The organism is Streptomyces sp. NPDC051243 (assembly GCF_044455405.1).
Lineage (GTDB): Bacteria > Actinomycetota > Actinomycetes > Streptomycetales > Streptomycetaceae > Streptomyces.
This window is the reverse complement of sequence record NZ_JBITES010000010.1, coordinates 330765-355298: the sequence shown is the minus strand read 5'-3', so window position 1 is coordinate 355298 and position 24534 is coordinate 330765. Positions and strand designations below refer to the sequence as shown.

General features: G+C 70.2%; 26 protein-coding genes. 18 read left to right on the top strand and 8 right to left on the bottom strand.

Features of this window, described 5'->3' with window-relative positions:
* Positions 1-5: 5 nt before the first annotated feature.
* Positions 6-449, bottom strand: coding sequence for an SRPBCC family protein (locus tag ACIBAG_RS26705; protein WP_399108172.1), 444 nt, complete (start codon positions 447-449; stop codon positions 6-8).
* Positions 450-641: 192 nt separating this feature from the next.
* On the opposite strand from ACIBAG_RS26705, the gene ACIBAG_RS26700 reads away from it, so the two are divergent.
* The 4 genes from ACIBAG_RS26700 (at position 642) to ACIBAG_RS26685 (ending at position 4478) form a co-directional block, all read left to right on the top strand.
* Positions 642-1694, top strand: a complete 1053-nt coding sequence (locus tag ACIBAG_RS26700) for an Rv2578c family radical SAM protein (protein ID WP_399108171.1) — start codon at positions 642-644, stop codon at positions 1692-1694.
* A gap of 135 nt (positions 1695-1829) precedes the next feature.
* Positions 1830-3407, top strand: coding sequence for an alpha/beta hydrolase (locus ACIBAG_RS26695; protein WP_399108169.1), 1578 nt, complete (start codon positions 1830-1832; stop codon positions 3405-3407).
* A 98-nt stretch (positions 3408-3505) separates the two neighbouring features.
* Entirely contained in the window at positions 3506-3904 is a 399-nt protein-coding gene (locus ACIBAG_RS26690; protein ID WP_399108168.1) for a RidA family protein, read from the top strand.
* A 40-nt stretch (positions 3905-3944) separates the two neighbouring features.
* Positions 3945-4478 carry a GNAT family N-acetyltransferase gene (locus tag ACIBAG_RS26685; RefSeq protein WP_399108167.1) on the top strand — a complete coding sequence of 178 codons (534 nt, stop codon included), beginning with the start codon at positions 3945-3947 and terminating at the stop codon, positions 4476-4478.
* Here ACIBAG_RS26685 and ACIBAG_RS26680 read toward each other — a convergent pair.
* On the bottom strand, positions 4465-5040 hold the full coding sequence (locus tag ACIBAG_RS26680) for an adenylosuccinate lyase (protein ID WP_399108165.1): 576 nt from the start codon (positions 5038-5040) through the stop codon (positions 4465-4467). The two genes, ACIBAG_RS26685 and ACIBAG_RS26680, sit on opposite strands and share 14 nt — an antisense overlap.
* Positions 5041-5441: 401 nt before the next feature.
* Here ACIBAG_RS26680 and ACIBAG_RS26675 point away from each other — a divergent pair, with 401 nt between their 5' ends.
* The 10 genes from ACIBAG_RS26675 to pssA all read left to right on the top strand — a co-directional run bounded on the left by ACIBAG_RS26675 (position 5442) and on the right by pssA (position 16787).
* A complete protein-coding gene (locus ACIBAG_RS26675; protein WP_399108163.1) occupies positions 5442-7247 on the top strand; it encodes a 3-hydroxyacyl-CoA dehydrogenase family protein in 1806 nt (601 codons plus the stop codon).
* Positions 7248-7383: 136 nt separating this feature from the next.
* Positions 7384-8196: a TetR family transcriptional regulator gene (locus tag ACIBAG_RS26670; RefSeq protein WP_399108162.1), complete on the top strand. Its 813-nt coding sequence runs from the start codon at positions 7384-7386 to the stop codon at positions 8194-8196.
* Positions 8197-8335: 139 nt separating this feature from the next.
* On the top strand, positions 8336-8554 hold the full coding sequence (locus ACIBAG_RS26665) for a hypothetical protein (protein ID WP_399108161.1): 219 nt from the start codon (positions 8336-8338) through the stop codon (positions 8552-8554).
* Positions 8555-9008: 454 nt separating this feature from the next.
* A complete protein-coding gene (gene ccrA / locus ACIBAG_RS26660; RefSeq protein WP_399108159.1) occupies positions 9009-10352 on the top strand; it encodes a crotonyl-CoA carboxylase/reductase in 1344 nt (447 codons plus the stop codon).
* A gap of 18 nt (positions 10353-10370) precedes the next feature.
* Positions 10371-12419: a protein meaA gene (locus tag ACIBAG_RS26655; protein WP_399108158.1), complete on the top strand. Its 2049-nt coding sequence runs from the start codon at positions 10371-10373 to the stop codon at positions 12417-12419.
* Complete coding sequence (locus tag ACIBAG_RS26650; protein WP_399108157.1) at positions 12416-13390, top strand: HpcH/HpaI aldolase/citrate lyase family protein; 975 nt, start codon at positions 12416-12418, stop codon at positions 13388-13390. The genes ACIBAG_RS26655 and ACIBAG_RS26650 overlap by 4 nt, the downstream gene beginning before the upstream one ends.
* 5 nt (positions 13391-13395) lie before the next feature.
* Positions 13396-13908 carry a MaoC family dehydratase gene (locus ACIBAG_RS26645; protein WP_019757884.1) on the top strand — a complete coding sequence of 171 codons (513 nt, stop codon included), beginning with the start codon at positions 13396-13398 and terminating at the stop codon, positions 13906-13908.
* Between the two features lie 2 nt (positions 13909-13910).
* The gene (locus tag ACIBAG_RS26640) at positions 13911-15116 is read left to right on the top strand and encodes an acyl-CoA dehydrogenase family protein (protein WP_031475707.1); all 1206 of its coding nucleotides are present in this window, start codon (positions 13911-13913) and stop codon (positions 15114-15116) included.
* A gap of 170 nt (positions 15117-15286) precedes the next feature.
* Complete coding sequence (locus ACIBAG_RS26635) at positions 15287-15946, top strand: phosphatidylserine decarboxylase (RefSeq protein ID WP_003996602.1); 660 nt, start codon at positions 15287-15289, stop codon at positions 15944-15946.
* 22 nt (positions 15947-15968) lie between these two features.
* Positions 15969-16787: a CDP-diacylglycerol--serine O-phosphatidyltransferase gene (gene pssA / locus ACIBAG_RS26630; RefSeq protein ID WP_399108326.1), complete on the top strand. Its 819-nt coding sequence runs from the start codon at positions 15969-15971 to the stop codon at positions 16785-16787.
* 94 nt (positions 16788-16881) lie between these two features.
* Here the strand turns inward: pssA and ACIBAG_RS26625 are convergent, their stop codons facing one another.
* On the bottom strand, positions 16882-18018 hold the full coding sequence (locus tag ACIBAG_RS26625; protein WP_399108154.1) for a glycerate kinase: 1137 nt from the start codon (positions 18016-18018) through the stop codon (positions 16882-16884).
* Positions 18019-18244: 226 nt separating this feature from the next.
* Here ACIBAG_RS26625 and ACIBAG_RS26620 point away from each other — a divergent pair, with 226 nt between their 5' ends.
* The gene (locus tag ACIBAG_RS26620; RefSeq protein ID WP_399108153.1) at positions 18245-19318 is read left to right on the top strand and encodes an ADP-ribosylglycohydrolase family protein; all 1074 of its coding nucleotides are present in this window, start codon (positions 18245-18247) and stop codon (positions 19316-19318) included.
* 378 nt (positions 19319-19696) lie between these two features.
* Positions 19697-20191 (top strand): NUDIX domain-containing protein, encoded by a 495-nt coding sequence (locus ACIBAG_RS26615; protein WP_399108151.1) that lies wholly within the window; start codon positions 19697-19699, stop codon positions 20189-20191.
* 12 nt (positions 20192-20203) lie between these two features.
* Here the strand turns inward: ACIBAG_RS26615 and ACIBAG_RS26610 are convergent, their stop codons facing one another.
* On the bottom strand, positions 20204-20365 hold the full coding sequence (locus tag ACIBAG_RS26610; RefSeq protein WP_399108149.1) for a DUF2191 domain-containing protein: 162 nt from the start codon (positions 20363-20365) through the stop codon (positions 20204-20206).
* Between the two features lie 24 nt (positions 20366-20389).
* Here ACIBAG_RS26610 and ACIBAG_RS26605 point away from each other — a divergent pair, with 24 nt between their 5' ends.
* Complete coding sequence (locus tag ACIBAG_RS26605) at positions 20390-21115, top strand: SIR2 family NAD-dependent protein deacylase (RefSeq protein ID WP_399108147.1); 726 nt, start codon at positions 20390-20392, stop codon at positions 21113-21115.
* A 110-nt stretch (positions 21116-21225) separates the two neighbouring features.
* Here the strand turns inward: ACIBAG_RS26605 and ACIBAG_RS26600 are convergent, their stop codons facing one another.
* The 3 genes from ACIBAG_RS26600 to ACIBAG_RS26590 all read right to left on the bottom strand — a co-directional run bounded on the left by ACIBAG_RS26600 (position 21226) and on the right by ACIBAG_RS26590 (position 23683).
* A complete protein-coding gene (locus tag ACIBAG_RS26600; RefSeq protein ID WP_399108145.1) occupies positions 21226-21513 on the bottom strand; it encodes a hypothetical protein in 288 nt (95 codons plus the stop codon).
* A 208-nt stretch (positions 21514-21721) separates the two neighbouring features.
* The gene (locus ACIBAG_RS26595; RefSeq protein ID WP_399108143.1) at positions 21722-22204 is read right to left on the bottom strand and encodes a methylated-DNA--[protein]-cysteine S-methyltransferase; all 483 of its coding nucleotides are present in this window, start codon (positions 22202-22204) and stop codon (positions 21722-21724) included.
* 9 nt (positions 22205-22213) lie between these two features.
* Positions 22214-23683, bottom strand: a complete 1470-nt coding sequence (locus ACIBAG_RS26590; protein WP_399108324.1) for an AlkA N-terminal domain-containing protein — start codon at positions 23681-23683, stop codon at positions 22214-22216.
* Positions 23684-23863: 180 nt separating this feature from the next.
* On the opposite strand from ACIBAG_RS26590, the gene ACIBAG_RS26585 reads away from it, so the two are divergent.
* Positions 23864-24226 (top strand): metalloregulator ArsR/SmtB family transcription factor, encoded by a 363-nt coding sequence (locus ACIBAG_RS26585; RefSeq protein ID WP_217212654.1) that lies wholly within the window; start codon positions 23864-23866, stop codon positions 24224-24226.
* A gap of 63 nt (positions 24227-24289) precedes the next feature.
* On the opposite strand, the gene ACIBAG_RS26580 is transcribed toward ACIBAG_RS26585, so the two are convergent.
* A complete protein-coding gene (locus ACIBAG_RS26580; protein ID WP_399108141.1) occupies positions 24290-24523 on the bottom strand; it encodes a hypothetical protein in 234 nt (77 codons plus the stop codon).
* Between the last annotated feature and the right edge of the window lie 11 nt (positions 24524-24534).

Here is a 24534-nt window from a genome sequence, read left to right as displayed (position 1 = left end):
GGGACTTAACTCTCGACCTCGGCTGCGAGCTTCTCGAGCAGCGCGTCGTAGATCCGGCCGAGGCCCTTGGGCGCGAAGGTCTTCTCGAAGAAGCCGCCGATGCCGCCGGCGCCCTGCCAGGTGGTGGTGACGACGACCCGGGACTTGCCCTCGCCGGCCGGGGTGACCCGCCAGGTGGTGACCATGGAGGAGTTGCGGTCCTTCTCGACGAGCTCGCCGTCGGTGGGCTCGCTGACCTCCAGGAGGCAGTCGCGGACGCGCTTGCTGGTGGCCTGGAGCTTCCAGTGCACGAGGGTGCCCTCGCCGTCGCCGCCCTCGCGCACCTCGTACTCGCTGAAGTGCTCGGGCAGCAGCTTGTGCCGGGTGCCGCTGTAGTCGGCGAGGGCGTCGAACACCTTCTCCGCGTCCGCCGCGACGACCCGCTCCGTAGTGGCCTCGACCTGCGCCATTGACTTCCTCCAGGACCTGATTGCTCGGGGGTTGGAGCAAGCCAACCACCCCGCTCCCGGACCACCCAAATCGGGGTCCCGATCAGCTTCCCGAAGCGATCGCACAGTGATCGAAATCGGAAGGGGGAGAGAGGTCGCACGATCAAGGGAACATGTGTTCTATTCTGAGGGCAGTGCTACCGAGGAGGCACCATGCGCTGGGAGAACCTCACCCTTGAGTCCGACCACAGCCGGGCCGACGCCGCGCTGTTCGGCGCGGACGCCGTGGTCACCCGGACCTTCGACACACCGGAGTTCGCCGGGATCACCTTCCACGAGATCCGGGCCCGCTCGATCATCAACCGGGTGCCGGGCGCCTCGCGCATGCCCTTCGAGTGGACGGTCAACCCCTATCGGGGCTGCACGCACGCGTGCGTCTACTGCTTCGCCCGCAAGACCCACAGCTATCTGGACCTCGACACGGGCCTAGGCTTCGACTCCCAGATCGTGGTCAAGGTGAACGCGCCGGAACTGCTGCGCCGCCAGCTGTCCTCACGCCGCTGGCTGGGCGATCACATAGCGATGGGCACGAACGTCGACTGCTACCAGCGCGCCGAGGGCCGCTACCGCCTGATGCCGGGCATCCTCGCCGCCCTGCGCGACCATGCCAACCCCTACTCGATCCTGACCAAGGGCACGCTGATCCTGCGCGACCTCGATCTGCTGAAGCAGTCGTCCGAGGTGACGGACGTCGGCATCTCGGTCTCGGTCGGCTTCGTCGACGCCGAGCTGTGGCGCACCGTGGAACCGGGCACCCCAGCGCCCGAGCGGCGCCTGGACGTCGTACGGACCCTCACCGAGCACGGACTCGGGTGCGGGGTGCTGATGGCGCCGGTGATTCCGTTCCTCAGCGACCACCCGGCCCAACTGCGGGCCACCGTGCGGGCGATCGCCGCCTCCGGGGCGACCTCGGTCACTCCGCTGGTGCTGCATCTGCGGCCCGGGGCCCGTGAGTGGTTCATGGCCTGGCTCGGCCGCAGTCACCCGCAGCTGGTGCGCCGTTACGAGCGGCTGTACGCGGACGGCGCCTACGCGCCGAAGTGGTACCAGCGCCGGATCACCCGTCAGGTACACGACTTGGCGCAGGAGTACGGCATCGGCCCCACGCGCGCGGGCATGCCCCGGCGAATCCGCGAGCCCGAGCCGACCGGGCACGCGACGACGGGGCACGCAGCGACCGAACCGACCCAACTTACGCTCATCTGAGAGCATTCGAGCGCATCTCTCGACCCAATCGGGTCAAGTCTTTACAGAACGGGTTCTTCCGGATGCCCACGCCGGGACGATGCGGCCAGGACCGTGAGACTCGCGGTCCGCGACCCGCCGTCCTGGGAGGACCCCATGCGAAGACGCGCAGCCGTGCTGTGCGGGGCCGCCACCCTCGTGGCCGGGACCGTGACGGCCGTCCCCGCCGAGGCACGCCCGCCGCACACCGCCGCAGCCGCTCACGCCGCGCCGCTCAGCTGGAAGAAGTGCGGCACGAAGAACTACCCGACGCTCCAGTGCGCGTCCCTCGAGGTGCCGCTCGACCACGCCCGCCCGAACGGTCGGCAGATCACACTCGCGCTGTCCCGCGTCCCGCACACCGCGAAGAAGTACCAGGGCCCCCTGCTGGTCAACCCCGGCGGGCCCGGCGGCAGCGGCCTGACCCTCGCCGGTTTCGTCGCCTCGGGGCTGCCCAAGGCGGTGGCGGCACAGTACGACGTCATCGGCTTCGACCCGCGCGGCGTGGGCAAGAGCAGTCCCGCCCTCGACTGCAGGCCCGGCCACTTCGACGCGGTGCGCCCGGACTCGGTGCCGACGACATCCCGGATCGAGCGGGCCAACCTCGAACGCGCCAAGTCCTTCGCGCGGGCCTGCGGCGAGAAATACGCGGACGTGCTGCCGCACATCAACACGATCAGCGCCGCGCGCGACATGGACCGGATCCGCGCGGCACTCGGGGCGAAGCAGATCACCTACTTCGGTTACTCATACGGCACCTACCTCGGCGCGGTCTATGCCAAGCTCTTCCCGCAGCGCGTGCGGCGCGCGGCCCTGGACTCGGTCGTCGACCCGACCGGCGTCTGGTACGAGGTCAACCTCGCGCAGGACCACGCCTTCAACGACCGCCACCGCGCCTTCATGGCGTGGGTCGCGCGGTACGACGGCACGTACGAGCTCGGTACCGATCCGTCGAAGGTCGAGGCCAAGTGGTACGCGATGCGGACGGCCCTGGCCAAGAAGCCGGCCGGCGGGAAGGTGGGCGCCGCCGAACTGGAGGACACGTTCATCCCCGGCGGCTACTACAACGGCTACTGGCCCTACCTCGCCGAGGCGTTCGCGGCGTACGCGAAAGACAAGGACGCCGATCCGCTGGTCGAGGCGTACGAGAGGTTCGCCGCCACCGGAGCGTCCGACGACAACGGCTACAGCGTCTACACCTCGGTGCAGTGCCGGGACGCCGCCTGGTCGCGCGACTGGCGGCGGTGGCGGGCGGACAACTGGGCCGTGCACGCGAAGGCACCCTTCATGACCTGGAGCAACGCCTGGTACAACGCGCCGTGCGCCTTCTGGCCGACGGCCTCGCTCCCGTCGGTGAGCATCGACAACGGCAGGGTGCCGCCGATGCTGCTGTTCCAGGCGACCGACGACGCGGCCACCCCGTACGAGGGAGGCGTCACGGTGCACCGGAAGCTGGCCCGGTCCAGCCTGGTGGTCGAGCGCGGCGGCGGCAACCACGCCATCACGCTGGGCGGGAACGGCTGCCTGGACAAGCACCTCGCGGCCTACCTGGCCGACGGCACGGTGCCGCGCGGCGCGGGCGAGGTCGACGCGGTGTGCGAGGCGCTGCCCGATCCGAAACCGCTGAAGTCCAAGGTCACATCGATGTCGTCGCGGGGCGCCGAGCTGCACGAGCTCCTGGGCTTCCGGCCCTGACCGCCTGAGCACCGACCACCTGGCCACCCGGCCACCCGGCCGCAGCCTGCTGACGGTCCGTCGGGGGCGTTGTCAGACCCATGGTCCACCATGGACCCATGAGTGAGCTGACCAGGATCCCCGCCCCCGACGGCGTCGCCCCCGCCGCCCAGTACACGCATGTCGTGCTCGGCACCGGCCGTTTCGTCGCCGTGTCGGGCCAGCTCGCTCTGGACGAGGACGGCGGGCTCGTCGGCGAGGGCGACCCGGCGGCCCAGGCCCGCCAGGTCTTCGAGAACCTGAGGCGCTGCCTGGCCGCGGCGGGGGCCACCTTCGACGACGTCGTCAAACTCACCTACTTCGTCACGGACATGGCACACCTGCCCGCCGTCCGCGCGGCCCGCGCCGAGCACATACCCGACGACCGGCTGCCGGCCGCGTCGGCGGTGCAGGTCGCCGGGCTGGTGCGGCCGGAGTTCCTGATGGAGGTGGAGGCGTTCGCGGTGGTCGGCGGATAATTCGGAGGCTGTGTGGGCGGGCGGTGCCTAGGGTGCCACCATGGACGACGATCGCCTTCTCATCCGCCCCATGACCCTCGCAGACTGCGAACGCGTGGCCGAGATCCGTGTGCGCGGCTGGCAGAGCGCCTACCAGGGTCTGATTCCGCAGTCGTACCTCAACGCGATGAGCGTGGCGCGGGACGCCGAGCGGCATCGCGCCCGCTTCGCACAGGGAGACGGCAGCGTCGTGAACCTGGTCGCGGAATGGGACGGCGAGGTCGCGGGCTGGGCTTGTCACGGGCCGTACCGGGACGGTGAATTCCTTACCGACGAAGCCGAGTTGTACGCCCTCTACGTGGACCCACGGCGGTACGGCACCGGCATCGGGCACAAGCTGCTGCTGGAAGCCCTGTGGAACCGCACGGCCCGCGGCCACGAACGCATGTACCTGTGGGTCGTCGAGGGCAACGCTCGTGCCCGCCGCTTCTACGAACGGGCGGGCTTCGAGGCCAACGGCGCCGAGGAGCCGTTCGAGGTGGACGGCGTCCCGGTTCCCGAGGTGCGGTACGTACGCACGCTCAACGAGGCCTAGGAATCCGCGCCAGCGCCCGCACCGCCGCCTCCGCGAGGGCCGGGTGGGCCAGCGCCTCGTTCAGGACACGCCTGGCCCGGGTGTCACCGAGCGCGCCGAGGCCCTCCACACAGGCGAGGGCCACGCGGCGGTAGGGGTCGTGCGGGCGGAGCCTGCGTTCCAGGGTGGTGATCAGGGCGGGCACGGCCTCGGGGGCGCGCAGCTCGACGAGGAGGCGGACCGGATGCAGGGCGTAGGCGACGCGGAGTTCGTTGGTGGCGAGGGCGGCGGCCGCGCGGGCCGTGCGCGGGTCGCCGAGGCGGGCGAGGGCGTGGGCGGCGGAGGCACAGCGCTGCGGGTCGCGGTGGTTCAGCAGCAGGACGAGGGACTCGAAGGCCCGGCGGTCCCCGGCCAGGCCCAGCCGGAACGCGGCCAGTTCCCTGGCCCACAGTGGCTGCCCGGGAGCGGTGAGCAGGTCCGCCAGTTCGTCGGGGTCCTCGGTCGCGACGAGGCGGTCGTACGCGGCCGGCGCTCCGGACTCCTGCCGTAAGCGCTCCGTGAGTGATCGCAACTCTTCGTCCATGAGGGCGAGCGTAGAGGGGTCCGTCGGCGAGCGGGACCTACATCACAAACTCGGGGACTAGCGCGCTCGTTACCCACTGGTTAAGCTCATACGAGCGAGTCACCCACTCGCGAACTGCTCACGGCGGCCTGGTGACGCAGCCGCCGCGAGAAGCAGTCGGTTCGGTACATCGAGTACCGCAGTACGACTCGGCCACGGGACAGGGCCGGTCGGTCATCACCGCTCCTCGGACGTGTGCACGTCCGTAGCGACGGCACCGGGCGTGTGCGCTCGCAGCCCGGCAACACCCGCATTTTCCACCGCACCCGGTGCGCTCATGGTTCGGCTTCGACTCCGGTCGGGCCCCCTTCGGCGCACCTGGGCGTGTTCCCAGTCGTCACCCTCATTCCTGGAGTCCCGCGATGGCCACTCCCCTGTCCGACACCCCTCTGTCCCCGCTCAAGACCGTTGCCGTGGTCGGCCTCGGCACCATGGGCACCGGTATCGCCGAGGTCCTGGCCAAGGCCGGGCGCGAGGTCATCGGCATCGACATCAGCGAGGCCGCGACCGCCCGGTCCGTCGCCGCCCTGGAGGCCTCGACCGCCCGCGCCGTGGAGCGCGGCCGGCTCACCGAGGAGGACCGCGCCGAGGCCCTGGCCCGGGTCCGCACCTCCACCGACCTGCGGGCCGCGGCCGACGCGGACCTGGTCATCGAGGTGGCTCCGGAGTCGTACGAGATCAAGCACCAGATCTTCCGGGAACTGGACGGGATCGTGCGCCCCGAGACCATCCTCGCGACCGGCACCAACGCCCTGTCGGTCACGCGCCTGGCCGCCGACTCCGCCCGGCCCGAGCGCGTTCTCGGTCTGCACTTCTTCAACCCGGCGCCGGCCATGCGGCTGGTCGAGGTCGTCTCCTCCGTGCTGACCGCGCCGACGGCCGTCTCCGCGGTCACCAACCTCGCCCTGGACCTCGGCAAGGAGCCCGTCGCGGTCGGCGACCGGCCCGGGTTCGTCGCCGACGGCCTGCTGTTCGGCTACCTCAACCAGGCGGCCGCGATGTACGAGGCGAAGTACGCCTCCCGCGAGGACATCGACGCCGCGATGCGGCTGGGCTGCGGGCTCCCGATGGGGCCGCTGGCGCTGCTCGACCTGATCGGCATCGACACCGCGCGCACGGTCCTGGAGGCCATGTACGCCGAGTCCCGTGACCGGCTGCACGCCCCCGCGCCGATCCTGAAGCAGCTCAGCGAGGCGGGTCTGACGGGCCGTAAGTCGGGCCGTGGCTTCTACACCTACGAGGCGCCGGGCAGCGCCACCGTGGTGCGGGACGCGCTGACGCCGCTGGAGGGTGCCGCGCCCGTCCCCGGCCGTACGGTGCGCTCCGTCGGTGTCGCGGGCTCCGGCACCATGGCCTCCGGCATCGCCGAGGTCTTCGCGAAGGCCGGGTACGAGGTCGTGCTGGCCGCCCGCAGCGAGGAGAAGGCGCAGGCCGCGAAGGCCCGTATCGGCAAGTCGCTTTCCCGCTCCGTCGACAAGGGGCGGATGACCGCCGAGGCGGCCGCGCGGACCCTGGACCTGATCACCGCGGCGGGTTCCTACGACGCGTTCGCCGACGTCGACCTGGCCGTCGAGGCCGTCGCCGAGGACCTGGAGATCAAGCGGCAGCTGTTCACGACGCTGGACAAGGTCTGCAAGCCGGGCGCGGTCCTGGCCACCACCACCTCCTCACTGCCCGTCGTCGCCTGTGCCCGCGCCACCTCGCGTCCGCAGGACGTGATCGGCATGCACTTCTTCAACCCGGCCCCGGCGATGAAGCTGGTCGAGGTCGTCCGTACGGTGCTGACGGCCGACGACGTCCACGCGACCGTCCGCGAGGTCTGCGGCAAGATCAAGAAGCACGCCGTGGACTGCGGTGACCGGGCCGGATTCATCGTCAACGCGCTGCTGTTCCCGTACCTGAACAACGCGATCAAGATGGTGCAGGAGCACTACGCGTCGCTCGACGACATCGACGCGGCGATGAAGCTGGGCGGCGGCTACCCGATGGGCCCGTTCGAACTGCTCGACGTCGTCGGACTCGACGTCTCCCTCGCGATCGAGAAGGTCCTGCACCGCGAGTTCCGCGACCCGGGCCTCGCTCCCGCGCCGCTCCTGGAGCACCTGGTGGCCGCGGGCTGCCTCGGCCGCAAGACGGGCCGCGGCTTCCGTGAATATGCCCGCCGCTGACGGCATCGGCGACTGGTTCAGAGGCGACCGGGACTGGGGCGGACTGCTCGACCCGGCCGGAGGACCCCCGCCCGGCGAGGGCGGGGGAAACCCCGTACATGCGCATCAAGCTGCGCACATGCAGTACGTTCGGGTCATGTCCCAGCCCGCCAAGTCCTCACGTACACCAGCTACGCCCGACACGCCGGAAAGTGCCGCAGGCAGTCGCGCGGCGGCCCAGCGGCTCAAGATGCGCCGTGAACTGGCGGCCGCGGCGATGGAGCTGTTCGCGACCAAGGGGTACGAGGCGACCACCGTCGACGAGATCGCGGCCGCGGCCGGGGTCGCCCGCCGCACGTTCTTCCGCCACTTCCGCTCCAAGGAAGAGGCGATCTTCCCGGACCACGACGACACGCTGATCCGCGCGGAGGCGGTGCTCAACGCGGCCCCCGCGCACGAGCATCCGCTCGACACCGTGTGCCGTGGCATCAAGGAAGTCATGAGGATGTACGCGGCCCGGCCGGAGATCTCGGTCGCCCGCTACAAGCTCACGCGCGAGGTGCCCACCCTGCGTGAGGCGGAGATCGCGTCGGTGGCCCGCTACGAGCGCCTCTTCACCCGCTATCTCCTCGGCCACTTCGACGAGCACGCCCACGACGACGACGCCAACGACGACCCGCTGCTGGCCGAGGTCGCCGCCTCGGCGGTGGTCACCGCGCACAACCACGTCCTGCGGCGCTGGCTGCGCGCGGGCGGCCAGGGTGACGTGGAGGCCCAGCTCGACCATGCCTTCGCGATCGTACGGAGGACGTTCGGGACGGGCATCGGGGCCGGCCGGGACACGGCGCCGCGTACGACGCCGGCCTCCGTGGCCTCGGAGGGGGAGGTACTGGTGGCGGTGGCCAGGACCGACGCACCGCTCGACGAGGTGATGCGGACGATCGAGCAGGCGTTGAAGGAGCGGGTCTAGGGGGGCGAGGAGGGGGTCGAGGAGCGGGCCCAGGGAGTCGCCGGGATCTCTCGGTGGCTCCGCACGGGAACCAATTCGCGGGTCTGTCCGTCCTCCCATTCGACTGGATCTTCATGGTGCGCGACGGAAGTGAGTTGCCATGCAGGCGAACGACCCGACCAAGCTCGAAGCCACGCTGGCCGACGGGCGGCGCATGACCCTGTCCCTCCCCTCGACGGACGCCAAGTGGGCCGCCGACGGCATCCAGGGCCTGCGCACCGTCCCGCCCACCCACACAGGCCGCGGCGAGGAGCCCCCGGCCCTGCCCGAAGAGCCCGCACTGCCGCTGCAGGTGGCGCTCCTCGGCCTGGGCGCCTAGCCACCCCGCACACAGACCCACACCTGACCGACCTCGGGCCCGGCGCGAACCTCGCGCCGGGCCTTTGACGTGCCCCGCCCGGAGGCGCACCCCTTTGCGCCCGATTGGTACCTACTCGCCGGTAGCTTTGATCGATCATCGCTCATTTGTTACGTAAAGATTTCATCTGAGGGCAAGTTCTGGCACCCAGTGCCTTGTCAGGTGACACGCGGTGCCATACGTTGAAGGAGTCCGGGCGGCCGGCGTGCAGAGACCTTTCGTACGCCGGCTGTCCCCGCAAGCCCTCCCCGGGGCCTGCGCGCCCGGCGCCTGCGTCACAGGCAACCTCCCGCGCCACAAAGCGCTGCCGAACAGCACAACCAGCCGAACCGACGGCAACCACCAAAACCCTCAGCAGCACCGACGTAACCCTCAGCACCCCTCCCTCAGGGTGCGTACCGCCGGAGGCAACACCGTGACCGTGAAGGACATCCTGGACGCGATCCAGTCGCCGGACTCGACGCCGGCCGACTTCGCCGCTCTGCCGCTCCCCGAGTCGTACCGCGCGATCACCGTGCACAAGGACGAGACGGAGATGTTCGCGGGCCTTCAGACCCGCGACAAGGACCCGCGCAAGTCGATCCACCTGGACGACGTTCCGCTGCCGGAGCTCGGCCCGGGTGAGGCCCTGGTGGCCGTCATGGCTTCCTCGGTCAATTACAACTCGGTCTGGACCTCGATCTTCGAGCCGCTGTCCACCTTCGGGTTCCTGGAGCGCTACGGCCGCACCAGCGAGCTGGCCAAGCGCCACGACCTGCCGTACCACATCATCGGCTCCGACCTCGCGGGCGTCGTCCTGCGCACCGGCCCGGGCGTCAACTCCTGGAAGCCCGGTGACGAGGTCGTCGCGCACTGTCTGTCCGTCGAGCTGGAGTCCAGCGACGGCCACAACGACACCATGCTCGACCCCGAGCAGCGCATCTGGGGCTTCGAGACCAACTTCGGCGGCCTCGCCGAGATCGCGCTGGTCAAGTCCAACCAGCTGATGCCGAAGCCGGGCCACCTCAGCTGGGAGGAGGCCGCCGCTCCGGGCCTGGTGAACTCGACCGCGTACCGCCAGCTGGTCTCCCGCAACGGCGCCGGCATGAAGCAGGGCGACAACGTCCTGATCTGGGGCGCGAGCGGCGGACTCGGCAGTTACGCCACCCAGTTCGCGCTGGCCGGTGGCGCCAACCCCATCTGTGTCGTCTCCTCGCCGCAGAAGGCGGACATCTGCCGTTCGATGGGCGCCGAGGCGATCATCGACCGCAACGCCGAGGGCTACAAGTTCTGGAAGGACGAGAACACCCAGGACCCCAAGGAGTGGAAGCGCTTCGGCAAGCGCATCCGCGAACTCACCGGCGGCGAGGACATCGACATCGTCTTCGAGCACCCCGGCCGCGAGACCTTCGGCGCCTCCGTCTACGTCACCCGCAAGGGCGGCACCATCACCACCTGCGCCTCGACCTCGGGCTACATGCACCAGTACGACAACCGCTACCTGTGGATGTCGCTGAAGCGGATCATCGGTTCGCACTTCGCCAACTACCGTGAGGCCTGGGAGGCCAACCGGCTCATCGCGAAGGGCAAGATCCACCCGACCCTGTCGAAGGTGTACTCCCTGGAGGACACCGGCCAGGCCGCGTTCGACGTGCACCGCAACCTCCACCAGGGCAAGGTCGGCGTCCTGTGCATGGCGCCCGAGGAGGGCCTGGGCGTGCGCGACGAGGAGCTGCGCGCCAAGCACATCGACGCCATCAACCGCTTCCGGAACATCTGAGAGCAGTCGAGGTCATAGATGACTGAGCGTCAGCCTGCCGAAGGCAAGCGGGAGAAGGACCGGCCGTGGCTCATGCGGACCTATGCCGGTCACTCCACGGCCGAGGCGTCCAACGAGCTGTACCGGCGCAACCTCGCCAAGGGCCAGACCGGCCTGTCGGTCGCGTTCGACCTGCCGACGCAGACCGGCTACGACTCCGACCACATCCTCGCCCGCGGCGAGGTCGGCCGGGTCGGCGTGCCGGTCGCGCACCTCGGTGACATGCGCCGGCTGTTCCAGGACATCCCCCTGGAGCAGATGAACACCTCGATGACGATCAACGCCACCGCCATGTGGCTGCTGGCGCTCTACCAGGTCGTCGCCGAGGAGCAGGGCGCGGACATCACCAAGCTCCAGGGCACGACCCAGAACGACATCGTCAAGGAGTACCTGTCGCGGGGGACCCATGTCTTCCCGCCGGGGCCCTCACTCCGGCTGACGACGGACATGATCGCGTACACGGTCTCCCACATCCCGAAGTGGAACCCGATCAACATCTGCAGCTACCACCTGCAGGAGGCGGGCGCCACGCCGGTCCAGGAGATCGCGTACGCGATGTCCACCGCGATCGCGGTTCTCGATGCCGTACGCGACTCAGGGCAGGTTCCCGAGGAGAAGTTCGGGGACGTCGTGGCCCGCATCTCCTTCTTTGTGAACGCGGGCGTCCGGTTCATCGAGGAGATGTGCAAGATGCGGGCGTTCGGGCGGATCTGGGACCAGGTCACGCGCGAGCGGTACGGCATCGAGAACCCCAAGCAGCGCCGCTTCCGGTACGGCGTCCAGGTCAACTCCCTCGGCCTGACCGAGGCGCAGCCGGAGAACAACGTCCAGCGGATCGTCCTCGAGATGCTGGCCGTGACCCTCTCGAAGGACGCACGCGCGCGTGCCGTGCAGTTGCCGGCCTGGAACGAGGCGCTGGGCCTGCCCCGGCCCTGGGACCAGCAGTGGTCGCTGCGCATCCAGCAGGTCCTCGCGCACGAGAGCGACCTGCTGGAGTACGAGGACATCTTCGAGGGCTCGCATGTCATCGAGGGGAAGGTGACCAAGCTGGTCGAGGAGTCGCTCGCCGAGATCGAGCGGATCCAGGAGATGGGCGGCGCGATGGCCGCCGTCGAGTCCGGCTACCTCAAGTCGCAGCTCGTCTCCTCGCACGCCGAGCGCCGGGCCCGGATCGAGTCCGGTCAGGAGAAGATCGTCGGCGTCAACATCTTCGAGACGACCGAGCCGAACCCGCTGACCGCCGACCTGGACACGGCGATCCAGACGGTCGACCCGGCCGTCGAGGCCCGCGTCATCGCCTCGCTGCAGCACTGGCGTGACACCCGCTACCAGCCGCCCTTCAACCACCCGCGCCCGTGCAAGGCGCTGGAGCGGCTGAAGGAGGCCGCGAAGGGCACCGACAACCTCATGGAGGCCACCCTGGAGTGCGCCCGCGCCGGGGTCACGACCGGCGAGTGGGCCGGGGCCCTGCGCGAGGTGTTCGGCGAGTTCCGGGCGCCGACCGGGGTCTCGTCGGCTCCGGTGGCCGTCGCCGTGGAGGAGGGCTCGGCCCTGTCCCAGGTCCGCCGCAAGGTCGACCTGACCGCCAAGGACCTGGGCGTGGGCAAGCTGCGCTTCCTGGTCGGCAAGCCCGGCCTGGACGGGCACTCCAACGGCGCCGAGCAGATCGCCGTGCGGGCGCGTGACGCCGGCTTCGAGGTGGTCTACCAGGGCATCAGGCTGACGCCGGAACAGATCGTGGACGCGGCCCTCGCGGAGGACGTGCACGCGGTCGGCCTGTCGATCCTCTCCGGCTCGCACGCGCAGCTGGTGCCGGACGTGCTGGAGCGGCTCCGTGTGGCCGGTGCCACAGATATACCGGTGATCGCCGGTGGCATCATCCCGAATGGTGACGCCGAGCAGCTCAGGGCCGCCGGAGTGGCCGCCGTCTTCACCCCGAAGGACTTCGACATCACCGGAATCATCGGCCGCATCGTCGACGAGATCCGGAAAGCGAACAAGCTCGACCCCCTGGAGGTCCCCGCATGACCACGCCCGCCCCGCAGGTCAACCGCCTTCGCCCGCGGCGCTCCTGCCTCGCCGTGCCGGGAAGCAACCCCCGCTTCCTGGAGAAGGCCCAGGGCCTCCCCGCCGACCAGGTCTTCCTCGACCTGGAGGACGCCTGCGCCCCGCTCGCCAAGCCCGAGGCGCGGCACACCATCGTCAAGTTCCTCAACGAGGGCGACTGGACGGGCAAGACGAGGGTCGTGCGCGTCAACGACTGGACGACCGAGTGGACGTACCGCGACGTCGTCACCGTCGTCGAGGGCGCCGGCCAGAACCTCGACTGCATCATGCTGCCGAAGGTGCAGACGGCCCAGCAGATCGTCGCCCTCGACCTCCTGCTGACGCAGATCGAGAAGACGATGGGCTTCGAGGTCGGCAAGATCGGCATCGAGGCGCAGATCGAGAACGCCCAGGGCCTGAACAACGTCAACGAGATCGCGCAGGCCTCCCAGCGCGTCGAGACGATCATCTTCGGCCCCGCCGACTTCATGGCGTCGATCAACATGAAGTCGCTGGTCGTGGGCGAGCAGCCGCCCGGCTACCCGGCGGACGCCTACCACTACATCCTGATGAAGATCCTGATGGCCGCCCGCGCCAACAACCTCCAGGCGATCGACGGCCCCTACCTGCAGATCCGCAACATCGACGGCTACCGCGAGGTCGCCCAGCGCGCCGCCGCGCTCGGCTTCGACGGCAAGTGGGTGCTGCACCCGGGCCAGGTCGAGGCGTCCAACGAGATCTTCTCACCCTCCCAGGAGGACTACGACCACGCCGAGCTGATCCTGGACGCGTACGACTACTACACGTCCGAGGCGGGCGGCAAGAAGGGCTCCGCGATGCTCGGCGACGAGATGATCGACGAGGCCAGCCGCAAGATGGCGCTGGTCATCGCGGGCAAGGGACGCGCCGCCGGCATGCAGCGCACCAGCAAGTTCGAGATCCCGGAGGCGTGACGCGCATGCAGTTCGGACGTACCTACGAGGAGTTCGAGGTCGGGGCGACGTACAAGCACTGGCCGGGCAAGACGGTCACCGAGTACGACGACCACCTGTTCTGTCTCCTCACCATGAACCACCACCCGCTCCACATGGACACCAACTATGCGGAGAAGACGACGGACTTCGGCAAGAACGTCGTCGTCGGCAACTACATCTACTCGCTGCTGCTCGGCATGAGCGTGCCGGACATCTCCGGCAAGGCGATCGCCAACCTGGAGATCGAGTCGCTCAAGCACGTGGCGCCGACCTTCCACGGCGACACGATCTACGGCGAGACGACCGTGCTCGACAAGTGGCCGTCGAAGTCGAAGAACGACCGCGGCATCGTCTACGTCGAGACCAAGGGCTACAAGCAGGACGGCACGCTGGTCTGCGTGTTCCGCCGCAAGGTGATGGTGCCCACCGAGACGTACATCAAGGAGCGCGGCGGCGAGCAGCCCGGCCGCCCCGAGCTGAAGCAGCAGGAGAAGTAGCCATGGCGCGACTCGCCCAGACCGCCGGTCTGACGGACATCCAGCAGGAGATCTTGTCCACCGTCCGCGACTTCGTGGACAAGGAGATCATCCCGGTCGCGACCGAGCTGGAGCACCGCGACGAGTACCCGCAGCAGATCGTCGACGGCCTCAAGGAGCTGGGCCTGTTCGGCCTGATGATCCCCGAGGAGTACGGCGGTCTGGGCGAGTCCCTCCTGACGTACGCCCTGTGCGTCGAGGAGATCGCGCGCGGCTGGATGTCGGTCTCCGGCATCATCAACACGCACTTCATCGTGGCGTACATGCTCAAGCAGCACGGCACGCAGGAGCAGAAGGACCACTTCCTGCCGCGCATGGCGGCCGGCGACATCCGCGGCGCCTTCTCGATGTCCGAGCCGGGCCTGGGCTCCGATGTGTCGGCCATCACGTCGAAGGCGGTGAAGGACGGCGAGGAGTACGTCCTGAACGGCCAGAAGATGTGGCTGACGAACGGCGGAACGTCGTCTCTGGTCGCCGTCCTCGTCAGAAGTGACGAAGGACACCCCGAGGGCACCGCGCCCCACAAGTCGATGACGACCTTCCTCGTCGAGAAGGAGCCCGGCTTCGGAGAGGTCCGCCCCGGCCTCACCATCCCCGGCAAGATCGACAAGATGGGCTACAAGGGCGTCGACACGACCGAGCTCATCATGGACGGCCTGCGAATTCCGGCCAATCGGGTGCTCGGCGGCGTCACCGGCCGAGGTTTTTACCAGATGATGGACGGCGTGGAGGTCGGCCGCGTCAATGTGGCGGCACGTGGCTGTGGCGTCGCTCAGCGTGCGTTCGAACTCGGTGTCCAGTACGCCCAGCAGCGTCACACCTTCGGCAAGCCGATCGCCCAGCACCAGGCCATCCAGTTCAAGCTGGCCGAGATGGCTACCAAGGTCGAGGCGGCGCATGCCATGATGGTGAACGCGGCACGCAAAAAGGACTCCGGGGAACGTAACGACCTCGAGGCAGGGATGGCGAAGTACCTCGCCTCCGAGTACTGCAAGGAGGTCGTGGAGGACGCCTTCCGGATCCACGGCGGCTACGGCTTCTCCAAGGAGTACGAGATCGAGCGCCTCTACCGTGAGGCTCCGATGCTGCTGATCGGTGAAGGTACTGCCGAGATCCAAAAAATGATCATCGGTCGCAGGCTGCTCGAAGAGTATCGATTCCAGGGCTGATTGTCCGGATACGGGGTGTTTTCTTGGAGAAGAAGATCACACCCCGTCAACACTCTTCGGCGGCCGACTCGGCTTCCTGGCTTGCCCAGTTGTGGCCCGCGACCGGTACGATCCCGGGAAAGCCGCCGTCCCCTGATACCGCGCGGCATCATCCGCTACGAAGGTCATCCATGCCCCACAGCCAAACCTCTGCACCACGCGACAGCCAGGTCGGCGGCGTACGCCTCGCGCGCGGAGCATCGCCGTGGCTTCTCCCGACCGTCGCCACCGCAGCCGTCAGCCTGCTGCGCGCACGCCGCTCCGGCGTCGCCAAGGCCGTCGCCGTGCCCGCCACCGCTCTCGCGGCGGGCATGCTGTGGTTCTTCCGCGACCCCGAGCGCGAGATCGCCCAGGGCCGGGTCATCTCGCCCGCCGACGGTGTGGTGCAGAGCATCATGCCGTGGAAGGACGGCCGCACCCGCGTCGCGATCTTCATGAGCCCGCTGAACGTCCACGTCAACCGTGCGCCGCTCTCCGGCACGGTCACCTCCGTGGAGCACATCCCGGGCGGGTTCGTCCCGGCGTTCAACAAGGAGAGCGAGAACAACGAGCGCGTCGTCTGGCACTTCGACACCGAGCTCGGCGACATCGAGATGATCCAGATCGCCGGCGCGGTGGCCCGCCGTATCGTCCCCTACATCCCGCAGGGCACGAAGGTCGAGCAGGGCGACCGCATCGGTCTGATCCGCTTCGGCTCGCGTGTCGACATCTACCTGCCCGAGGGCGTGGAGGTCGCGGTCGAGGTCGGGCAGAAGACCGTGGCTGGGGTGACTCGCATTGACCGTGATTGATCCTGAGGCACAGCCGGGCTGGGTGCCCGAGGCCGACGAGGTCGACGAAGAGGAGGAGATGCCTCTTTCTCTTCGCCTGTCGATAGCGGACACCCTCACCCTCGGCAACGCCACGTGCGGCTTCATGGCGGTGTACTTCACCACCACCGGCATCCTGATCCCGCACATCACCGGCAGCGAGGAAACCGGCATGGCCCGCCACAGCGCGGCCACGGCGGTCATCCTGATGCTGTGCGCGGCGGTCTTCGACCTGTTCGACGGCCTGGTGGCGCGCAAGCTGCGCTCCTCCCCCATGGGCGCGGAGCTGGACAACCTCTCCGACCTGATCAGCTTCGGCCTGGCGCCGGCGTACTTCGTCCTGGTCTACGGCATGGTCGCCAACGACGCACACCAGCGGGTGGCGGCGGTCGGGGCGATCGTCGTGCTGCTGGCGGTGGTGCTCCGGCTCGCGAGATTCTCCTGTGTGACGCCGCCGAACGGCATGTTCCAGGGGATGCCGTCGCCGTTCGGAGCGCTGACGGTCGTCGCGATCGTGCTGCTCGAGCTGCCCTTCGTGGCGACGCTGCTGGCGATCGTGGGCACGGCGTGGCTGATGGTGAGCCGGGTCGAGTACCCGAAGCCGCGGGGCCGCCTCGCAGTGGCGATGCTCTCCTGGATCGTCCTGGCGATGGGTCTCCTGGCCGCCTGGGCCTTCGGCGCCCCCAGCGGCCAGCTGCTGCTCCAGACGGGCTGCGCGCTGCAGCTGGTGATGGGCGCGGTGATCCCGCTGTTCGCCACGGCCCGCCGGGTGAACAACTTCCGCGACAACCGGCGCGAGGCGCGGGCGGCGCAGCTGCCGTAGCGGTTCCACGACGGTGAAGGGGCCCCGAGCTGATCGGCTCGGGGCCCCTTCGGCGTTGTCGGTCCGGGGCGGCGGGGGCGGGAAGAACCCGGCCTCAGGCCAGGAAGTCCCGAGCGATCCGCTCCGCCACCCGCTCCAGGATCGGCCCCGCGTCCGCGATGCACTTCGCGACGTCCGGCTCGACCTCCGTCAGCGGGTACGCCCGCCGGATGCCGGCCCGGCCCAGCGCCTCCGGCGCCAGCGCGAGGCGGCCGCAGACCGCGACGACCTCCTTGTCCGCCGCACGGGCGGCGGCCGCGACACCCGCCGGTGCCTTGCCGTGCAAGGTCTGCTCGTCCAGGGAGCCCTCGCCGGTGATGACCAGCGTCGCCCGCTCCAGCGCGGGCGCGAAGCCCAGGACGTCCAGCATGACCTCGATGCCGGGGCGGAAGCGCGCGCCGAGGAGGAGTGCGCCGTATCCGATGCCGCCCGCGGCGCCGGCGCCGGGCGCGGCGGCGTGCTCGGCCGCCTCGGGGCCGACCGACCCCGCCAGCACCTTCGCGTAGTGCGCGAGCGCCACGTCCAGCGTCTCCACGTCGTCCGGCGAGGCGCCCTTCTGCGGGCCGTACACCGCCGGGGCGCCCTTCGGACCGGTCAGCGGGTTGTCGACGTCGCTGGCGAGCACCAGTTCGACGGAGTCGAGGCGCGGGTCGAGGCCCGACAGGTCGGCGGTGGCCAGATCGCCCAGGCTTCCGCCGCCCGGCGCCACCGGCTCCCCGTCCGCGTCCAGGAAGCGCGCGCCCAGCGCGGTCAGCATCCCGGCGCCGCCGTCGGTGGTGGCGCTGCCCCCGACGCCGAAGACGATCGTGCGGGCACCTGCGTCCAGCGCGGCCCGCAGGAGCTCCCCGGAGCCGTACGTGGATGCCGTGAGCGGTGCGAAGACGCCCGCGGGCAGCCGCTGCAGGCCGCTCGCCTCCGCCATCTCCACGACCGCCGTGTCGCCGCGCAGCGCGAACGCCGCCGTCACCTCGTCACCGAGGGGCCCGGCGACCCGTACCTCGCGCCGCTCGAAGCCGGCCGCGACCGCCGCGTCCACCGTGCCGTCGCCGCCGTCGGCCACGGGCATGGCCTCGACCGCGAGGCCGGGCACGACCCGGCGCAGACCGGCCGTCACCCGCTCGGCGACCTGCACGGCCGTGAGCGAGCCCTTGAACTTGTCCGCGGCGATGAGCACCCTGTGGGCACTGTTCACTGCAGCGTCCGCCACCTTGTCTTCCCCTTGCTCTCCGGGCCCGCGCACGTCGGGCCAGTCGCGCCGCTGCGACCTTAACCGGAGTACACCCCCGCCGTCATGCGCTGACCGGACCTTGAGAACCGCGTGGGAACCACGCGGGAAGGGCATGGGAGCGTGCTGCGAACTCCCTGTGCCGGGGTCCCGAAACAGAGCGGACGGGTCCGGAATTGGGTAAACCGGTCCTATGACCCCTGTGGGCACTGAGCCAGAGCTCGCCGACCGCATCCTCGGGGGCTGGCTCGGCCGGATCGCGGGCAACATGCTCGGCAAGCCGGTCGAGCAGGGCGACCTGTGGACGCGGGACCGTATCGACCGATATCTGCGGCAGGCCGAGGCCCTGCCCCTGACCGACTATCTCCCCGAGCCGATCGCCGAGGACGACGGCTTCGAGCTGCGCCCCGAGTGGCGGCAGTGCGTACGCGGCCGGATCCACGGCAGCTGCCGCGACGACGACGTCGACTACGCCATCCTCGGCCTGGACCTGCTGGAGACCCACGGCTTCGGCTTCAGCACCGAGCAGGTGGGAGACCTGTGGCTGCTGCGGCTGCCGTATCTGCAGACCTTCACGGCGGAGCGGGCGGCGTACCGCAACCTCGCGAACGGTCTGAAGCCGCCGCTCACCGCGACGTACGACAACCCGTACCAGGAGTGGATCGGCGCCCTCATCCGCGCCGACATCTACGGCTGGACCTGCCCGGGCGCCCCGAGCCGCGCGGCGTCGCTCGCCCGCCGGGACGCGGTGCTGTCGCACACCGGCAACGGGGTGTACGGCGCGATGTGGGCGGCGGCGCTGATCTCGGCGGCTTTCACGGCGCCCACGATCCGCCAGGCGATCGACCGGGCGCTCGCGGTCATCCCGGCGAGCAGCCGTCTCGCGCGCACCGTACGCCGCGTCGTCTCGCTCCACGACACCCGGATGACCTGGGAGGACACCCTCACCACGGTCACCGAGGAGACCGTGGGGCTCGGCTGGATCCACACCATCCCGAACGCCGCCGTGCTCACGGCCGGGCTGCTGTACGGCGACGGCGACTTCACCCGCACCATCACGCTCACCGTGCGCGGCGGTCTGGACACCGACTCCAACGGGGCGACCGCCGGTTCGGTGGCGGGAGTGCTGACCGGGGCGGCGGCGATCCCGGACCAGTGGACGGCGCCACTGGACGACACCGTGCGCAGTGCGGTGTTCGGTTTCGACGGGGCGCGGATCAGCGACCTGGCGGAGCGGACTGTGCGGCTGGCGGAGGCGGAGGTCTAGCGGGGGGGGCTGGGTGGTGGCCGGGGCGCGCGGCCGTGCCCTGGCCGGCGGGGCCGCGCAGGGGGCGTATGGCGCGGCGATCGGGTGGTGCACGGCCGGCCCCCGCCGGCGCTTCGTGGACGCGTGCGCTGCGCGGAGGAGGGCGTGGGCGTCGGCTTTTGAGCGCTCATGCGCCTTCCCGAGGGGGAACCTCGGCCTCCTCCAGGTGGAACATCGGCCGCTCCGCGGCCCGCGCGCCGTCCCGAGCAGGGCAACGGTCACCCAGCCGGGCACGCGCCGCCCCGAGCCCGGTCTCCGCTTCTCCGAGCCGGGCTTGTGCTTCTCCGAGCGGGGCGGACGCCCCGAGGTGTGCTCGTGGGGGCTGGTTACCCTTCCCCAATGACGACGACGCCAGACTTCGCCGCGTACATCGCCTCTCTCCCCCGCGTTCTCGCCGGTGCGGCCGCCCTCTTCCGTGACGCCGAGGGGCGGGTGCTGCTCGTGGAGCCCAACTACCGTGAGGGCTGGGCGCTGCCGGGCGGCACGATCGAGTCCGACGACGGCGAGACGCCGCGCCAGGGCGCGCGCCGCGAGACGGCCGAGGAGATCGGCCTGGACCGGGAGCCGGGCCGGCTGCTCGCGGTGGACTGGGTGCACGGGGCGGGACGCCCGCCGCTGGTGGCGTACCTGTACGACGGCGGGGTGCTCGGCGAGGACGACTTGAAGGCGATCCGGTTGCAGGAGGAGGAGCTGCTGTCCTGGCGGCTCGTGGAGCCGCGGGACGTCCCGGAGTACCTGCCCGACGCCCTGGGCCGCCGCGTCCTGGCCGGGCTGGCGGTGCTGGCGGACGGGGCGGGGACGGTGGAGCTGGAGAACGGTCACCGCGTGAGCTGACCGGGGACAGGGTCAGCCCTCGGCGTCCCGGGGCTTCGCGTCCGGCTCGCGCAGTGCCTCGTCGCGTTCGGCGACCCGCGCCTCGGTCCGGTGGCCGCGTTCGATGCAGTCGCGGACGAAGCGTTCCACGGCGTGCACTGCTCCGTCGGTCGGATATCCGTTCGCCGCGGTCAAGGCGCCCGTCCTACCCTCGGCACCATGACCAAGCCCCTCGTCGCCCTCCTGAGCGGCGCCGGTATCTCCACCGACTCCGGCATCCCCGACTACCGCGGGCCGAACGGCCTGTGGCGGCGGGATCCGGAGGCCGAGAAGCTTGTGACGTACGAGTACTACATGGGCGATCCGGAGATCCGGCGGCGTTCCTGGCAGATGCGGCGGAAGAACCGGACCCTGCAGGCCGAACCGAACGCCGCGCACATCGCGGTGGCCGAGCTGGAGCGGTCCGGAGTGCCGGTGCGGGTGATCACGCAGAACGTGGACGGGCTGCACCAGCTCGCCGGGATGCCTTCCCGCAAGGTGCTCGAACTGCACGGCAGCGCGCGGAGTGTGCTCTGCACGAAGTGCCATGCGCGCGGGCCGATGGAGGACGCCCTCGCGCGGGTCGAGGCCGGTGAGGAGGATCCGCCCTGCCTGGAGTGCGGCGGGATCCTGAAATCGGCGACGGTGATGTTCGGCGAACGGCTCGATCCGGTGGTCCTCGGTGAGGCGGTCGCGATCACCAAGGCGTGCCAGGTGTTCATCGCGGTCGGCACGAGTCTGCAGGTCCAGCCCGCCGCGGGTCTCGCGGGTGTCGCCGCCGAACACGGGGCACGGCTGATCATCGTCAACGCCGAGCCGACGCCGTACGACGACCGCGCCGACGAGGTGATCCGCGAACCGATCGGCACCGCGCTGCCGAAACTGCTGCGCGGGCTGGGCGACTAGAGAAGGTCCCGGCGAGTATGCGGGCTTGCCGGGACCTCATTGTGCTCTCGGAGCGTGCTCTCAGACCGTGTTCTGAGACTGTGCTCTCCGACCGTTCTCAGACCGTGTTCTCAGAACCTTTCTTTGGATCCGGCGTCCGAGTAGCTGGTCTTGCCCGGGGCGAAGCGGCCCACGAGTTGGCTTGCGAATCTGTAGACGAGGCCTTCTTCCGGCCTCATTTCGTCCTCTTCTGATGCGCCGGCTTGGCCGCGCATGCCGACATTGGTGGGCTCGGTCCTGGCGATCGGGTCATCAGCGGCTGACTTTTGCGGAGTTGCCGCGGACGCACCGGTCGTTCCGATGGCGGCGAGCAGGACAGGGGTGGTGATCGCGATGGCCAGGGCTCTACGTGCACGCATGACTTCCGCCTTGTCTGGTACAACAGGTCGCCGCCACAGTTCCCTGGCGATTCTTGTGAAAAACCGTTCACCGAACCAACCATTCGTACGGCCGAATGTCTGCTGCCCCGTCCCTTGGCGGCGAGCCACCGAAGCGAGCAATTCGATGGGCGGCGGAACGAGTTCCGCATGGCACGTGACGGAGCAGGGCCGTCCGGACGAACGCGGTCTAGAACAGCGCCGCCGCGCTCTCGAAGTCCAGTAGCCGCTGTTTGCGGTCCAGGCCACCGCCGTATCCGGTCAGGCCGCCGTTCGCGCCGACGACCCGGTGGCAGGGGACGATGATGCCGATCGGGTTCTTGCCGTTGGCGAGGCCGACCGCGCGGGAGGCGCCGGGGTTGCCGAGGGCGTCGGCGAGGTCGCCGTACGAGCGGGTCTCGCCGTAGGGGATCCGGCGCAGCTGCTCCCAGACCCGGCACTGGAACTCGGTGCCGTTCAGGCGCAGTTCGAGGGTGAACTCCTTCAACTCGCCCGCGAAGTAGGCCGCCAGCTGCTCCTCGGCCTCCTCGAAGAGGGACTCGTCACGGGTGCCGAAGGTCTCCTCGGGTGGGCGGTGGCGCTGGTCGGTCATGTAGAGGCCGCACAGGACGCCGTCCTCGGCGACGAGGGTGAGCGGGCCGTAGGGGCTGTCGATCACGGTGTGCTGTTTCACTGGCTTTCCTTACACGGGGAGGAAGTTGATCGGGTGGCTGTCCGTCGCCCACAGGTACTGGACGGCGTACGCCCGCCAGGGGCGCCAGGCCGCCGCCCGGGCCGTGAGGGCCGCCGGAGTGGACGGCAGGCCCAGTTCCTGGGCGGCCCGGCGGATTCCTAGGTCGGTGGGGAGGAAGGCGTCGGGGTCGCCGAGGGCGCGCATCGCGATGACGTCGACCGTCCAGGGCCCGAAGCCCGGCAACTCCAGGAGCCTGGCCCGGGTCTGCGGCCAGTCGCTGTCCGGGCCCAGGCGCACCTCGCCGTCGGCGAGCCCGCGTACCAGGGTGGTGAAGGTCGTGCGGCGGGTGCGGGGCATCGCCAGGGACTCCGGGTCCACCGAGGCCAGCGCCGCGGGCGCCGGGAAGAGGTGGGTGAGGCCGCCCTCGGGGTCGTCGACCGGCTCGCCGTGGGCGGTGACCAGGCGGGCCGCGTGGGTGCGGGCGGCCGCCGTGGAGACCTGCTGGCCGAGGACGGCCCGTACAGCGAACTCGGCCTCGTCGACCGTACGCGGGACCCGGCGCCCGGGCGCCTTGTCGACCAGGGGTGCCAGCAGCGGATCCGTGCGCAACTGGTCGTCGATCGCCACCGGATCGGCGTCGAGGTCGAGCATCCTGCGGCACCGGCTGATCGCGACGGTCAGATCGCGCAGGTCGCTGAGGGTGAGGCGGCAGGCGATGTGGTCGGGCTGGGGTGACAGCGACACGATGCCGTGGCCGTACGGCAGTCTGAGCGTGCGCCGGTACGCGCCGTCCCGCCACTCCTCGACTCCCGGGACGGCGGTCGCCGCGAGGTGGCCGAAGAGGTTGTCCGGGTTGAGGGGGGCACGGAACGGCAGGCGCAGGGTCAGGGCGCCGGCGGTGTTGCCCGGGGCGCTGCGGGGTGCGCGGGCGCGCAGGTCGGTCGGGGAGAGCGCGAAGACCTCGCGCACGGTGTCGTTGAAGGTGCGGATGGAGGCGAAGCCGGCCGCGAAGGCGATGTCCGCCATCGGCAGGGGCGTCGTCTCGATGAGCAGGCGGGCCGCCTGGGCGCGCTGGGCGCGGGCCAGGGCGAGCGGGCCCGCGCCGAGTTCGGCGAGGAGCTGGCGTTCGACCTGCCGGGTGCTGTAGCCGAGCCGGGCGGCGAGGCCCGGTACGCCCTCGCGGTCCACGACCCCGTCGGCGATCAGGCGCATCGCGCGGGCCACGAGGTCGGCGCGCTGGTTCCACTCCGGGGAGCCGGGGCTGGTGTCGGGGCGGCAGCGCTTGCAGGCCCGGAACCCGGCCTGTTGGCAGGCGGCCGCGCTCGGAAAGAAGCGCATGTTCTCCGGCTTGGGCGGGACCACCGGGCAGCTGGGCCGGCAGTAGATCCCGGTCGTGACGACCGCCGTGAAGAACCATCCGTCGAAGCGGGCGTCCTTGGACTGGACGGCGCGCACGCAGCGCTCCGTGTCGGTGTGCATCCCCTTCTGCATGTGTCCAGCATCGGCCACGGTGAGCGACGGGGCTGGCGAGAATCCGACATCAACCTCGGCTGTGCTGGGAGGTGCCGGATCGCTGCACGCGGGTGAGCCGCCTCCTCGACACCCGGCACATGAAGAATCGCTCATGGGTTCGACAGGGTGCCGGGTAAGATACCGGTCATGGGTCATGGAGCCGTCACCACCGCGCAGGACGCCCCCGAGCGCGTACGCCTGGACGCGGCCAATGTCGCCAAGGTGGCCACCACCCTCCAGGCCCTCTCCACCCCCTCCCGCCTGCTGATCCTGGCGCGACTGCGCGAAGGGCCGCTGCCGGCCACGGAGTTGGCGGCCGAGGTGGGCATGGAACAGTCCGCCTGCTCGCATCAGCTGCGGCTGCTGCGCAATCTCGGTCTGGTGGTCGGTGAGCGGCGCGGCCGTTCGGTCGTGTACGCGCTGCACGACCACCATGTCGCCGAGCTGCTCGACCAGGCCGTGTACCACGTGGAGCATCTGCGGCTGGGTATCAGCGACGCGGCCGAGTGACCATCGGCACGCGCCGCCACCCTCCGCCCCCGGCCCTCAGACCACCACCCTCGGCCCCCGCCCTCAGACCACCACCGGCTGCTCGGCGCCACCCCGCAGCGACAGTGCCTTGTTGTACCGCCGCAGCAGCAGTACGGCCGTGGCGGCGAGGCCGGTGAGCAGGCCGAGCCGGACACCGACCGTGTCCCATCCCGCGAGCCGGCCGAAGAGCCAGGCCGCGGGGAGGCCGATCAGCCAGTGGCCGACGAGCGTGATGCGGAAGCCGCTCCTGGCTTGTCCCTGGCCCTGGTCAGCCATGACCTGCGGCT

Coding starts and splice junctions, on each gene's coding strand:
- ACIBAG_RS26705 (WP_399108172.1), bottom strand. CDS start 449: ATGGCGCAGGTCGAGGCCACTACGGAGCGGGTCGTCGCGGCGGACGCG.
- ACIBAG_RS26700 (WP_399108171.1), top strand. CDS start 642: ATGCGCTGGGAGAACCTCACCCTTGAGTCCGACCACAGCCGGGCCGAC.
- ACIBAG_RS26695 (WP_399108169.1), top strand. CDS start 1,830: ATGCGAAGACGCGCAGCCGTGCTGTGCGGGGCCGCCACCCTCGTGGCC.
- ACIBAG_RS26690 (WP_399108168.1), top strand. CDS start 3,506: ATGAGTGAGCTGACCAGGATCCCCGCCCCCGACGGCGTCGCCCCCGCC.
- ACIBAG_RS26685 (WP_399108167.1), top strand. CDS start 3,945: ATGGACGACGATCGCCTTCTCATCCGCCCCATGACCCTCGCAGACTGC.
- ACIBAG_RS26680 (WP_399108165.1), bottom strand. CDS start 5,040: ATGGACGAAGAGTTGCGATCACTCACGGAGCGCTTACGGCAGGAGTCC.
- ACIBAG_RS26675 (WP_399108163.1), top strand. CDS start 5,442: ATGGCCACTCCCCTGTCCGACACCCCTCTGTCCCCGCTCAAGACCGTT.
- ACIBAG_RS26670 (WP_399108162.1), top strand. CDS start 7,384: ATGTCCCAGCCCGCCAAGTCCTCACGTACACCAGCTACGCCCGACACG.
- ACIBAG_RS26665 (WP_399108161.1), top strand. CDS start 8,336: ATGCAGGCGAACGACCCGACCAAGCTCGAAGCCACGCTGGCCGACGGG.
- ACIBAG_RS26655 (WP_399108158.1), top strand. CDS start 10,371: ATGACTGAGCGTCAGCCTGCCGAAGGCAAGCGGGAGAAGGACCGGCCG.
- ACIBAG_RS26650 (WP_399108157.1), top strand. CDS start 12,416: ATGACCACGCCCGCCCCGCAGGTCAACCGCCTTCGCCCGCGGCGCTCC.
- ACIBAG_RS26645 (WP_019757884.1), top strand. CDS start 13,396: ATGCAGTTCGGACGTACCTACGAGGAGTTCGAGGTCGGGGCGACGTAC.
- ACIBAG_RS26640 (WP_031475707.1), top strand. CDS start 13,911: ATGGCGCGACTCGCCCAGACCGCCGGTCTGACGGACATCCAGCAGGAG.
- ACIBAG_RS26635 (WP_003996602.1), top strand. CDS start 15,287: ATGCCCCACAGCCAAACCTCTGCACCACGCGACAGCCAGGTCGGCGGC.
- ACIBAG_RS26620 (WP_399108153.1), top strand. CDS start 18,245: ATGACCCCTGTGGGCACTGAGCCAGAGCTCGCCGACCGCATCCTCGGG.
- ACIBAG_RS26615 (WP_399108151.1), top strand. CDS start 19,697: ATGACGACGACGCCAGACTTCGCCGCGTACATCGCCTCTCTCCCCCGC.
- ACIBAG_RS26605 (WP_399108147.1), top strand. CDS start 20,390: ATGACCAAGCCCCTCGTCGCCCTCCTGAGCGGCGCCGGTATCTCCACC.
- ACIBAG_RS26600 (WP_399108145.1), bottom strand. CDS start 21,513: ATGCGTGCACGTAGAGCCCTGGCCATCGCGATCACCACCCCTGTCCTG.
- ACIBAG_RS26590 (WP_399108324.1), bottom strand. CDS start 23,683: ATGCACACCGACACGGAGCGCTGCGTGCGCGCCGTCCAGTCCAAGGAC.
- ACIBAG_RS26585 (WP_217212654.1), top strand. CDS start 23,864: ATGGGTCATGGAGCCGTCACCACCGCGCAGGACGCCCCCGAGCGCGTA.
- ACIBAG_RS26580 (WP_399108141.1), bottom strand. CDS start 24,523: ATGGCTGACCAGGGCCAGGGACAAGCCAGGAGCGGCTTCCGCATCACG.